Source organism: Hydrogenophaga sp. BPS33, from assembly GCF_009859475.1.
In the GTDB taxonomy this organism is placed as follows: Bacteria; Pseudomonadota; Gammaproteobacteria; order Burkholderiales; family Burkholderiaceae_C; genus Hydrogenophaga.
Window position 1 is genome coordinate 291,471 of sequence record NZ_CP044550.1, and the last position, 12,513, is coordinate 303,983.

The following is a 12,513-nucleotide window of genomic DNA, read 5'->3' on the forward strand; positions in this document are numbered from 1 at the left end:
CAGTTGCCATGGATGGGCGCGAGTTCGGTTCACTGGTCGAACGCCATGAGGCCCGAGCTTTCCGCCTTGGCGACTCGGGAGCCAGTCGGCTTCTTCGCGCCTCCCTCTTGGGCCACGGCCTTGAATCCGCATGCCTCAAGGGACTTCGTACGCCGGCGAGGCTCTTCCACCACCTTCCAGTCCACCAGAGCGTTCCACACCAGGTCGACGTACCGATCGTTGTAGCAACGCGAGACAGAGTGATAGGCGCCCACGGCAAACCACGTGTTTCCGTACTGGCGATATTGCTTGGATAGATGCCACGCTGCCACGTAGGTCGATACGCATGGATCGAGCAGGTCGGTTCCGCTGATCCCATGCTTGGATAGCTCGCGCAGATGGATGGTGTTGATCTGTGCCATCCCGATGTCTTTTGTGCCGTTCGGGTTTCGGTTGACCGCCCCCGGGTTGAAATTGCTCTCCACCTTGAGGATTGCCTTGAGCACCCACGGATTCACCGAGTGGCGTTCGGCTGCCGCGACCACGCATCGTGTGGCCGGCGTCAGCGCCATATCCTCCAAACGCGGAATGGCTCCTGCCGACTGCGCGCTTGCGCCGCTCGCGATCACAACGCCCGCCAGAAGCAGGCCCATCATTCGTTTCATGCTTAGAGAACCGTCCTGACTGCCTGGTCGAGATCGGCCTGGCAGAGCACGACCGGCGTTACTCGCCGCGAAATAGCCCGGTTGAGCGCTGCCTGGGCAACGGCTTCGGCGTTGGCGATGCTCTCGCCCTCCACAGCTTTGCCAACGGCGGCCAGCGTCAAACCTGCTCCCAGCTTCACCTTGCGACGGGCGAACCACTGTTCAAGGTAGACACCCATCGCCTCGGCATTCGGGCGCTCAAACAGCACCTTCTCGGTGAAGCGTCCACCGCGCAGCAAGGCGGCGTCGATCTGCTCCGGGTTGTTCGTCGCAGCCACCCAGACCACATCCTTGACGCGGTCGTTCACGCCATCCATGAGCGTGAGCAGCTTGTTGGTGGCTTCGGTGTTGGGCGAGTAGTCTCGGCTCTTGAGCAGCTCGTCGGCCTCGTCCACGAAAATCATGCAGGGGCGCAGTTCCTTGGCCTTGGCGTAGAGCTTTTCCAGTGCCTTGGGGTCACGAGCAAGGTCCGCGCCGGTCGCCGGCAGGAAGGCCCAATCGATGGCTTTCGCCAGGGCTTTCGCAGTGGCAGTCTTGCCAGTACCGGGAGGGCCGTAGAACAGCACGCCGGTAGGCAGTGTGCCGCCATGCGACTCGGTGTGCTCAGGGTCGGCCATGCGCCCGGCGACCAGCTCCAGCATGTCGCGGGTGGTCGGCGTTAGCACCAGTTCTTCCATGGGCTTGACGTTCTCCAGCGTCGTGCCTTTGCGGCCCTGCAGCGTTCGCAGCGCGCCCATGAAGTCTTCGAACGCCGGCTGGGTCTTCCCCTCGCGCTCAAGATATGAAGGCAGTTCCTCGGTGACGGCCAGGATGCGCTTGACGGAAAAACCATTCCATCGGCACGCAACCGCTTCGACGAGCGCCTCATCGACGAGGGCTTTTGGCAGGTTGGTCTTCAAGCCGAATTTAAGCAGGCCAACCCGGGCCTCGCTGTCGGGCGGCGTGATCTCGACCTTGAAGTCAAAGCGGCCCTCACGGATGCCCGCGCCGTCCAGGCGGTCGATGTGGTTGGTGGCAGCCACAAGGATGACACGGTCCTTGCGAACGTCGACCATGAGCGTGAGCAGCGCGTTAACCACGTCGCGATCCTCTTTCACGCCTTGACCGGCTCCGCCATCACGCGATTCGAGGAAGCTGTCAACCTCATCGACGAACAGCACGCAGGGCTGGTTGGCACGCGCCTCGGCGAATACGGCATTGATGCGTGAGGACTTTTCGCCCACCCAGGGACTGGCCACGTCCGCGTACGACAACTGGAACAGCGGGAGCTTGAGTTCGCCGGCCAGGGCCTCGGCGAAGACAGTCTTGCCGTTGCCCGGCTCGCCAGAGAGCAGGATGCCGTTGCGCGCGGTCTTGCCATCGGCTCGGCGAGCCACGATTACGTTGGCGGCTTCATTCAGGCGGGCCTTGATCTCGGCGTTGCCGAAGATGTCCTTGAAGGTGGTCTTCGGGTGAACACGGCGTGCGACCGACTTCTCCGTCATAGCCACCTTGTTCGACACCCGGGTTCGGGTAGCGGTGATTTCGCCGGTCGCCAACGGGCCAACCCGTGCGAGCACCGCGAGTAGCGTCATCCAGGCAACGTAACCAGCCAGCAGCGCCATTGGGAGACCCATAGGCTGGCTGGAGAAGAACAGCATCAGGACCAGGAAACACGCCCCCAGGCCTGCAAGCGTTGGAGCCGCAACCTGCATGAAGACCGATCCGCTGATGGTCAGGTCGCCCAGTGCCACGCGGGCGATCACTCGCCAGATCAGCGCACAGCCGCCCAAGGCTGACAGGATGAAGATGGGCGCGAAGATGCTGGCTGCCGGCTCTGCGCGGCTTCCCAGTTCGACGCCCGCACCCCATCCCATGTAGCCACGAAAGCTCTGCCATGCGATCGCCGAAAGCCAGAAGCCCTTGACGACGACGACGATGAGCATGGACAGTCTCGCTGCCAACGATTCAGCATGGAAGAAGACGTTCTGGAAAAGGGTCTTGAGCATATGGCCTCTGATCTGGTACTGCACTCAACATACCGGAAGGTTGTCAAACTGCAATATCGGACGCCGCCTTTTTATCCGCAGCCGCCTTCTGCTTGAACGTCTTTTGATAGCCGCGGTCGTAACCTGCCTTTGATGCGCCCACGCGGTACGCCATATCGCGTTCTTGCCCATTCTTCGCGTGTCTGGCACCAACCGCAGACGAAACTCCACCGGAAGCGAGGTTCTTGATTCCACCTGCGGCGGCTCCCGTCGGCGCACTAACCGAAGACGACGCAATCCTGCCGCTCGGCGCCGTGGTCAGGCCCTTGATCCCGCCGAACCCTGTAGAACCCGCGCTACCCGACAGCAGGCCCGTGGCAATGGACGGCACCTGCATCAACATCAGTGTGCTCAACAGGGAGATGATCATCATCATCGCGTGCATAAGCAGATCAGCTGTCATCTTCTCGGACGACTGTGCCGCCGCCATCTCTGCCACCATCTGCGCCTGAACCTGACTGAGCGACGAAAGGATCGAAGACGCTGCAGTGAGCAGGAATGCAAGCACGATCTTCATCATGCAGGCGCCCAGCAAGAATTTGAGCCAGGAGTCGAATATCCAGGAAAGCGGCTTGAACATGAAGAACGGCACCATGACAGGTGCGAGCGCCAAGACCAACGTCAGCGACACAAACGACATGATCACTGTCGCCATCCCTCCAACAGCCGCGATCACCAAGAAAAGGATGGTCAACCCCTTCGCGAGCATCGTACCGATGAGAGACATGGCCGCTGGCAGCCAACTCGTCGGATCAAAGGCCGAGGAGATATCCGATGTTGGCATTTGCGTGACGGTCGCGATTGCGGAGAAAACCGGATTTGCAACTGTCTCCAATGCGGCCGACAGCGTGCCCATTTGCCCGCCTCCCAAGGCCGTACCCACCGACGTCATAAAGGCCTCAATGCCTTTCGCGGCCGATTGGTCCAGGAACGTGTAGACGAAGGCGAAAGACACCCAAATCGGCACCCACTCGCCGATCAGTTCCCCAAAGCCCCTTCCAGCCGCCATCGTCTTCACGGCAGTCCAGACCATTAGGGCGACCAGAAAGAAGCCGGCAATGATATTGCCCATCTCCTTGAGATTGCCATTCGCGAGCTTTTGCAGGGCTTGATCTACCGCCTCGGACACACGCGGCACCAGTTGCTGCATGCCGACGTCATAGGATGATTTCGCCGCTGGAGCTGCGGCCTGACCATTCCCCGCATCTTGGGCTCCAACCAACGCACTCGCGAAAGCGGCGATGAGGATCAACGTGAGCACGAGATTGCGGGGGCGCATGAACCTCGCGCGCTTGTCCGCCAGCCAATCAATTGTGGGTTCGACAATGCGGCCAACCCAATAGCCGAAGATGATGTTCGCCTGCATGTTCATGGTCCGCATTGCCGTCTACCGCATCACTTATTGAGGACAGCCTTGGCCGCGGCTTGCTGGCGGTCGCGGACCGCCTGCTCCTGTTTGCTCATCCGCGTCAACTCAGATGCGGTGCGCTCTTTCGTGACCGCAGCATCCGCTTGTGCTCGCGATTGCTCCTGCATGGTGGCCACGATCGTTTCGGTCATCTTCGCGTTCTGCAGCACCAAACGGTTCATTTGTTTGTTCAGAACCTGCAGGGATTGCTGCGTACCTGCGGCGTTCGCGATCATTGGCTCAAAGCTACGAGCGGCTTCATAGTCGTTTTTGACTTGATCCAGGACCGATGCCTCGTACTGCATGCGGTTGATCGCCCGCTTGTTCTGGTTCCGCGCATCCGCGTGCACCGTTTCAACGTATTTTTCCCACGTGAGACCGCTAAGTCGCGCCTCCGAGATCCGAGCCTCCATCATTTTCTTCTGCTCATCCAACGAGCCATACAGACTCGTGAGCGCCTTTGCATAGGCGAGAAGATCTGCCTCGGATTTCTGGTTGTGCGAAGCGTTGCTAGGCATTGATCCGAACTTGGCGTTGTTCGCGATATCGATCGCGTACTGCTTGTTCTGGACGGCAAGCGCGGAGACCTCTGCCTTCGCCGACTTCGCCGAGTCCGCAGCCACTAAAAGCAGTTGAATATTGTTCATGATCTGCGTGAACTCCGAAGCTACCCAGGCCATCGCTGACATGGGTGATGCCAACGCGACTGAGACAACTGCGGCTTGGACGATGGATTTACGCTTGGACATTGAGGACCTCCTTCAAAAATTTCATTTCCCAGTTGGCTTCACGAGAAGCCGCATACATGGCGAGCTGCTCGCGCTTGGCTTCCTGCGTCGTGGCTTCGTTGATCGCGATCACGGCGTGTGGCATCTTCGTGTTGACAAGTCGCGTCACGGTAGGCCGAACCAGCAGGTAGTCGCGCTTGGGGATCGCACCGGCCAGCAACTCCATTTGCGCATCGGTGGTACCAAACACGGAACGGAACAACTCGGCTTGCTCATGCACGGACGACTTCACCGCAGGCAGGAAGATCTGCGTGGGGATGTTGGTCACAAAACTCCCAATGTTGGGAAGGCGCGCGATCTCGTCGAGTGCTTGCGTGGCGAACATGACAAAGGCGCGCTTCTTGCGGAATGTTCGCAACCAGTCTTCCATCTTCTGCGCGAAGACGGGGTTGGACAGCATGTACCAGGCCTCTTCCACGTAGATCAGCGTGGGCGTGGTGCCATTCAGACTGCGCTCGATGCAGTAGAAAGCGTAGTCCATGAATGGGCTGGCCAGCTGGGGCGTCTCCAGGATGCCGCCGCACTCCATGCAAACCATGTGGGTCAGCTTGAAGTTGTCTTCGTCGTTGTCGAAGTAGTTGGCGTATGGGCCCGCGCCGTAGTCATCATCGGAGTCCGACCGGTCCACATACGGAGCCAGCTTTGCTGCCAGGTCACGGTTCTCGCCGGCAATCAGCGCGTAGACCGCCGAGAGACGCCAAGCCGACTCCGGGCTTCGGCGCAGGCCCTGGATTGCCGAGAAGATGGTCGCGCTCTCGGTTGGCGAGATATCGCTTCCGCCCGCCGTGATCAGCACCTCGATCCACTGGCGCAGGCGCATGTCGTCCTTGTTCTGCATCATGACCTTGACTGGGTTCATGCCGCGGTCGCGCCCCTTCGGGCCTGAGTCGATGTGTTTGCCCCCCATCAGAACCGCGCCCATCATCAGGCTGTAGTCCTTGTCGAAGATGTACGTCTGAGCGGGCGTGTACTTCTGGAACTGAGCAATGAGCAGGGTCATCAGCGATGTCTTGCCCGAGCCCGAGCCGCCGATGATTGCCGTGTGTCCAAGATCACCCTCATGGGGGTTGAAGTCATAGGAGACGCCGTAGGGCGTTAGGAACCTGCACAGCGGAGGAACTTCGCGGCCCAGCACGCGCGAGAACAAGGGGTGGAGTTCTTCGCCGCGCGTGATGGTCCGGATAGGCGCCAAATCGGCGATGTTCGCTGAGGACGCCAGTTTCCAACGCAAAGTCGCGTTGGAGTTTCCGGGGAGGCTGGTCAGGTAGGCCGACATCATCCCCTGGCGTTCGCGCACGATCGTGAAGCCACTGCTGCGCAGCGAGCCCGCCAGCTGGTCTGCCGCAACCTCGGCTTGACGTTGCGTGTCGCCAAGCGCCAAGAGGGTCATGTTGTAGTAGCCGTAGGTCAGATCCTCGGTGGTGAGCTCGACCAGCGCATCCTGTGCGTCTTGGGCCAGATGCAGGTTGCCGGTGTTGACCTTCTCACTGACCTGGTCGAACAGCCTTTCGAACACACGCGTAACGACCGACTTGACCTCGGAGCGGTAGAACATCTCCGCGTCTTGGATTGCCTTCTCGGCCACCATGCGGTCCAGAAAGCGAAAGCACTGCACCAGCACATACTCGCAGTCGGTTCCCATCAGACGATCAACGTCGTTGGAATACGCTTCCCTTGGCGTTCCAGTGGTAGACAGGGCTGCCACATAGGTGGCCTTGGTGGGCCCTTTGAACATCAACTGGTCATTGCGCCGCTCGATGGTGTCTGCCGCCAGGATCGTGTTCAGGAATGGGGTATCTCCCACCGAGGCGACAGGTCCACGTGGCGATGCCAGGTTGGCGCGGGAATAGAGTTCCCCCAGGAACTCCGGACCTTCCATCCGGCGAAATCCCAAGTTGTTTTGCACTACCCCGGCGAACGAGGCAATCACTTTCTCGAATTCCGAGGCCATCTCGGCGAGTTGACCACGCACCTGTGCGATGGCCCCCTTCTCGGTGAAACGGCGCTTGATGAGGCTGGCCGTGGCCTTGAGGACCTGCCCGTCGTGCTCTTGAATCTCGGCCGTTAGAGCTTCGAAGAATCGCTCCGACTTGTTCGGGAAGTTGTACGACAGGTAGATGTGCTGCCGAATCACCGCGTTTCGTTGCACCTTGCAGGCCGCGCCCCACTGCTCGTCGATGAGGCGGGCCACCGGGCTGGCGAATTCGCCGAAGTTGTAGCCGTCCGTGAATCGACGCTCCTGAATGCTCCAGAGGGTCACGCGATCGGTGAGCGCGCGCAAGGCGATCTGCAGCTGGTTAATGCGCTGGTCAACTTCGAAGTTTTCCTTGCCCTCGACGTCCTCACCGGCGAAGGCAAACCCCGCCAGGAGCGAGCCGTCCTGGCAAAGCACCAGACCAGGCGTAACCTGCCCGAACCATGGCAGGAGTTCAGCGAAACTTTTCGCGGCCTTGCGCGGCTTGGTGAAGAGGTCTTCGAATGAGAGCATGGCAATGCGACAGGGGAAGGTGAAATGAGGCACGCGCGGACCTAGCCGCGCGTGTGTTCAACGGGGCAATCCCTTGCCCCAGCCTCGCGGGCGACTGTTGAAGTCGCTCGGCCGAGGCGTTGCGTCGTAGACGTGGTCTTCGTTGAGGTAGTGAAGCAGGATGGCCATGAACTGGTCATCCTTCTTGGTCACCCACCGCGCGATCATGTAGAGGATTGCCAGGATTGGGTATGCCCAATACATCTTCGCCACCAGAGCAAACACACCGATGAAGACGATGCCTGCGAAACTCCCCTTCTCCACCCCCATGATCAGCTTGGGCCGGTGGAGCGAGATGTGGAAGGGACTGGTCCGCGACGCCACGGCTTACTGCAGGCAGGCGCTCATGCCAGCGATGTTGTTGATGTAGCCGCTGTTGGCCAGGATGGAGCCCATGCCAAGGATCACACCGAAGATGATGCAGACCGTGATGATCTTGCCCCAATCCATCTTGGAGATCATCCCGAAGACCAGGGTCACGACCACCACGATCACGAAGATCACGATTGCAAGTGGACCCTTCAGCCAGGCGACGATGCTGCAACCGAAGTCCTGGATGAATGGCACAGTGATACCCGAACCCTGAGCGAATGCTTCGACGGGCATGAAAGCGGCCAGCATGAGCAGGATCGCTGCAAACAGAATGGGCAATTGGCCCGGGTTTGCGCGGCGGTTCATGAAGGGCGAGGTGAACAGTTGGAAGGAATTGGCAAAGTTCATGGTGTGACTCTCTAGGTTGATAAAGGGGGGTGGGTGATTGATGCAGGCGAGGTGCCCGGCTTCAAAAGTTTTCGATCTCGTATTCGCCTTTGGCGCGGTCGAATCCGTGCAGGCGGCTGACCTGTGAGACCGACCGCTTGCTGCCATCGCGGTAGATGAAGAACATCCAATCGACGGTGTCGGCGATGGCTGCGCGCAAAGGGTCGTAGGGCACACCCATGTTGGCCATCAGGAGCAGGTTCTCCAGGCGCGGAAGCGCCTTGGGCGCGCTGTTGGCGTGAATCGTTGCAGCCGAGCCAGGGTGCCCGGTGTTGGCAGCGTCAAGCCAGTCGTAGGCCTCCGGCCCCCGTAACTCGCCCAGCACCACACGCTTGGGTGCATAGCGCATTGCTGTGCGCACGGCCTTGCGCGGCGTAACGCCCTGGTCCTCATCGCACTCGATGCGGACATGGTTGTCGCTCGAGATCTTCAGTTCCGGCACGTTCTCGATGACGAACAGGCGCTCATCGTCGGGAATCATGGAGAGCGCAGTGTTCAGCAGCGTGGTCTTGCCAGATGCAGTGCCGCCCACCACCAAGAAGGTTTCTCGCGCTGCGATGGCGTTTGCCAGCAGGGTCGCGTACTTCTCAGAGATGGTTCCTGAGGCGACATACTCCTCGATGGTGAAGACGCGCGCTGCATGGCGTCGGATACACATCGAAGGTCCCTTGACCGCAATGGGCGGCAGGATTGCCTCGACACGAAAGCCTGGCAGCGGGGCCGACAGGATCCGATTGTTCGATTTCTCGCCAACTTCCTTGGCCACCGTCGCGGCGATCAGGGTGATTGCGGTCTTGATCGTGCCGGCGCTCAAACTCACCGGTACGCGCAGTTCCTTGCCTCGGCGTGAGATAAACACGTCGTCGGGCCCGTTTACCATGATTTCGTTGACTTCTTCGTCCTCGAAATACGGTCGCAGCATGTGAAGTGTGTCCTTGATCTGGTTCAGCACGCTTTGGCTGTAGCCGCCGCGCGTTCCCCGACCATCCGCACCAACAATGACTCCTGAACTCATGCAGGAATTCTTGTCTGCGGTTTGCGTTTCGCTCCCCGCCCAACATCCCCAAATGGGGCCGTTGAACAGGGATACGCACCCTCAGCGCCCGAAGATGGGCTGCGAGTTGGAAACCAGAATGGACAACGGCATCGCAACGAACGCGGCCCAGGCCGGAGCCAGCAAAGGCGACAAGCTGAATGGCAGCACCAGGTACAGCACCGGCAGCGCGATCACAGGGATAACCACCATCCCGGCAAGCGTGAACGTCGCCGGCCGCAGGGAGCCGAATTCGCTCATCTTGACGTTGCGCAGCATCAGGCCGTCATAGACCGCCGCAACGAAGAGCGGCGCCAGGAAGGCCAGCCAGATCAGCACGATGGCCATTCGCATGGCCACGATGTAGGACTGCAGTACCAGGCCCTGCATGTAGCTGTTGAAGAGGTTGCCCATCATTGCGCCCCCTGGGCCTGCGACCTTGCGGCTGAGCTTCTTATCATCATCCGAGAGCGAGGCGGTTTTGGCAGCGCCGGCCACCACCATCAGCGGCGTGCCCTCGAAGATCGAGTTTGCAAAGCCGACCACCATGTCGGCCGCACGCTTGCCCATCGCGTGCCTTGTCTGCTGGATTTCCCCGGTCACGAAGCGCTCCATGCTCTCGCCGGACCTCAGCAGGGGTGAGAGCATGAATCCCAGGATTGCTAGGACAAACCAGAAACCAAGGTGCTGGGAGTTTTTCATAGGTGAATGCCGCGTTCAGCCGTGTGCAGCATGACGAAGCAGATAGCCCGTGTCGGTCGGGTTGGACAGGTGGGTCACCATGTGGGTGCGGATTCCGGCGATGGTCCCCTCGCTCGGAGCTGGGCTGGCGAACTCGACACACACGGTATCCACGCCCAGGCGCTTGGCCCAGGTCGCAAGCGGCTCCGAGAACGGCGTCCACCGATGGGTGATGCCATCCAGATCCATGCCCGTGATGGAAAGGCGCGCGACATCGGCAGCGTGTTCGGTGAGACCGTAGAGATAGACGCCCACGATTCGACCCAGGAATGCCTCACCATTCTTCACGGCGTTGTTCGAACGGCGTAGTGCTTCCGCGACGCACACGGCCAGCAGCGAGCGACCATCCTGGGCTGGCCAGCGCGGGCCGATGTACTCGGCCAGTTTGCGGGTCGCTTCCTTGAGGTTCGGGTGGTGCGCCCAGATCACCTGCGCAAAGGCCTCTTCGGGGGTGCCCTTGACGGCGTTCGTGATCCACTCGTCCTGGTCTGACTGGTGCAGCTCGCTGACAGGCCAATACACGGTGGCGTCGTTCTTGAGGACTTGCTGCAGACTGCGCGCCCGTGCCGCGTTGAGGGTGACGATAGTGGTCATTTCTTTCGATACTTCTTGTCTTCGACGATTACGGGGATTCGGCCCTTGACCAGTTCGCCACGGTTGAAGAACCCGATGTAGTGGAGGTCCTGCAGGCTCGGCAACAGCGAGCGCGGAAAGATCTCCTTGTCCTTCTCGGAAATCGAGGTGCTTGAATTCGCGGAGAACTCGAGCCCCACGTCCTCGGTCTTTGAGCCAATGCCCGTGGACTGGCCGCGAACCGTGATCGTTGTCTCGCCCAGTTTCTCGGTGATGAGCGCCATCGTGTCGGGATCTTGGGTGGCTCCCACGATCATGTTGTTCATGTTTCCGATGAAGCGCTTAGCGCGCGCCGTGTTGCCTTGGAACTTGTCCACCAAGTCGCTGAAGGTCTGTCCCAGCGCCCAGATGAAGAAGCCAGCGCCGCGGCCCTTGTTGGCCTGCTGGATGACCGGCGCGCACACTGCATCGCCCCATTCGTCGATCACCACATGCACACGACGGGGCTCTTCGCCCGTATCGGCTCCGGTGCCGTGGTTGTAGATCTCGGCTGCCACCGCGGAGAGTTCGGCCAGAGCCATGGTCGAGATTGCTCGGCCGACAGACTCGTCAGCCAACGTGTCTGTGCCGATGTACAGAATGTGGTTGCCCTCGACGATGCGCTTGCCATCCATGATGGGTCGCTGGTCGTTGATGTCGTCGTAGTCGGGCGACAGCAGCCCTTTGAGGTCATCCGTCGTGAGCTTGGTGAGCATCGGCGTGATCGACACGATCATCTTGCCGAACCACTCTCGGTTTGCTTCGAGAATGGCGATGAGGCCGCGCAGTTCTTCCGGCTTGATAGGCAAGCCCGTCAGCTTGGCCTGTTCCTCGTCCTCTGGCACCTGCTCTTGGAACACCTTGATCATTGCCGCCAGTTCTGGCGAGCTGGTCTCGATGGCGCCCTTTTGCGGCTTTCCGCCGGCGGAGGCCAGTGCATTGATCTGCTTCTCCAATGCCTCATGCAGTCCAGGGCAATCAACCTCGAAGAACTTCTTTAGCGCTTGCTCGGTCAGTGCCTCGACCGCCGTTCGCGATTCCATCGCCGTCTTCAGCGTATAGATGGACACCCGGCGACCGACATACTTCATGGCGTTCGTGATCCGGTGCACCGCCATCCAGCAGAACTCTTTGAAGTTGTCGCTCTCCTGGCTGTCCAGAACCATGGTGATCCGCGAGGCCACCTGGGAGACGCGATCCCAGTTCTTGATGAGGTCCAAACGCACCGACTCACTGGCGAATGCCGGGTGCAGCATCAGGAAGCGCTCAGGCTTGCCCGAAAGCAGGGCTGCCTGCCGACAGATCTCGCGCAGGTCCTTGTCGCCCTTGGGGTCGATCACGATCACGCAATCGCCGCGCATGGCCAGCTGGAAAATCACCAGCGCCGCAAGACGGGTCTTGATCGCACCGGTAGTGGCGATGATGGCGCAGTGCCCCTTGAGCGATTCGAAGGGCAGAACGACGTCTTTCTCCCCCATGTCCAGGCCATGAATCCACGGCAGTCCCTTGGACTTGAGGGGGTCGCGCTTGTCCCCGCGCCACTTAAGCCACCACGGCGGCGGGTACACGTCCACCAGGTCGCGCTTCATGATCTCGTAGGCTCGCTGTGTGTGGCGTGGCTCCCAGCGATAGCCCCAACCCAACCAGAGATTGTTTCCCAACTTGGACATGGAGCGCTGCAGCCTGGTCGCGGGCATCACCACCGTGGGCTGGCCAAGCAGCGAAAGCTTGTACTTGAGCAGGCGGTTGGCAGAAAGAAATCGCAGGCCGGTCATGCACAGTGCGAGCAGCGTACACGCCACCAGCGCCGGCTTCGGTGCTTCAAGGGCGATGCTGACGCCTGCCATCCATATGCAGGCGACTGCCCAAGCAACAGCCGCTCGGGCCTCGTAGACCGGGCGCAGCAGTTGCTCAAAACGCTTCTTCTCTGCCATG

Annotated in this window: 11 protein-coding genes; all 11 read right to left on the bottom strand. The window is 60.4% G+C overall.

Annotated features, from left to right (window positions below; all coding sequences use genetic code 11):
* Positions 1-29: 29 nt before the first annotated feature.
* A complete protein-coding gene (locus tag F9K07_RS30760) occupies positions 30-644 on the bottom strand; it encodes a lytic transglycosylase domain-containing protein (protein WP_236582107.1) in 615 nt (204 codons plus the stop codon).
* Between the two features lie 2 nt (positions 645-646).
* A complete protein-coding gene (locus tag F9K07_RS30765) occupies positions 647-2,671 on the bottom strand; it encodes an AAA family ATPase (RefSeq protein WP_159597367.1) in 2,025 nt (674 codons plus the stop codon).
* Between the two features lie 43 nt (positions 2,672-2,714).
* Positions 2,715-4,082: a type IV secretion system protein gene (locus tag F9K07_RS30770; RefSeq protein WP_159597368.1), complete on the bottom strand. Its 1,368-nt coding sequence runs from the start codon at positions 4,080-4,082 to the stop codon at positions 2,715-2,717.
* Between the two features lie 23 nt (positions 4,083-4,105).
* Positions 4,106-4,867 (bottom strand): hypothetical protein, encoded by a 762-nt coding sequence (locus F9K07_RS30775; protein ID WP_159597369.1) that lies wholly within the window; start codon positions 4,865-4,867, stop codon positions 4,106-4,108.
* The gene (locus tag F9K07_RS30780) at positions 4,854-7,427 is read right to left on the bottom strand and encodes a VirB4 family type IV secretion system protein (RefSeq protein ID WP_236582108.1); all 2,574 of its coding nucleotides are present in this window, start codon (positions 7,425-7,427) and stop codon (positions 4,854-4,856) included. Before F9K07_RS30780 ends, F9K07_RS30775 begins: the two co-directional genes overlap by 14 nt.
* Before the next feature lie 24 nt (positions 7,428-7,451).
* On the bottom strand, positions 7,452-7,757 hold the full coding sequence (locus F9K07_RS30785) for a VirB3 family type IV secretion system protein (protein WP_159597371.1): 306 nt from the start codon (positions 7,755-7,757) through the stop codon (positions 7,452-7,454).
* 3 nt (positions 7,758-7,760) lie between these two features.
* On the bottom strand, positions 7,761-8,153 hold the full coding sequence (locus F9K07_RS30790) for a TrbC/VirB2 family protein (RefSeq protein WP_159597372.1): 393 nt from the start codon (positions 8,151-8,153) through the stop codon (positions 7,761-7,763).
* A gap of 61 nt (positions 8,154-8,214) precedes the next feature.
* The gene (locus tag F9K07_RS30795) at positions 8,215-9,207 is read right to left on the bottom strand and encodes a CpaF family protein (RefSeq protein WP_159597373.1); all 993 of its coding nucleotides are present in this window, start codon (positions 9,205-9,207) and stop codon (positions 8,215-8,217) included.
* Positions 9,208-9,288: 81 nt separating this feature from the next.
* Positions 9,289-9,927, bottom strand: coding sequence for a DUF4400 domain-containing protein (locus F9K07_RS30800; protein ID WP_159597374.1), 639 nt, complete (start codon positions 9,925-9,927; stop codon positions 9,289-9,291).
* A gap of 15 nt (positions 9,928-9,942) precedes the next feature.
* Positions 9,943-10,560, bottom strand: coding sequence for a hypothetical protein (locus tag F9K07_RS30805; protein WP_159597375.1), 618 nt, complete (start codon positions 10,558-10,560; stop codon positions 9,943-9,945).
* The gene (gene traD / locus F9K07_RS30810) at positions 10,557-12,512 is read right to left on the bottom strand and encodes a conjugative transfer system coupling protein TraD (protein WP_159597376.1); all 1,956 of its coding nucleotides are present in this window, start codon (positions 12,510-12,512) and stop codon (positions 10,557-10,559) included. Before traD ends, F9K07_RS30805 begins: the two co-directional genes overlap by 4 nt.
* Between the last annotated feature and the right edge of the window lies 1 nt (position 12,513).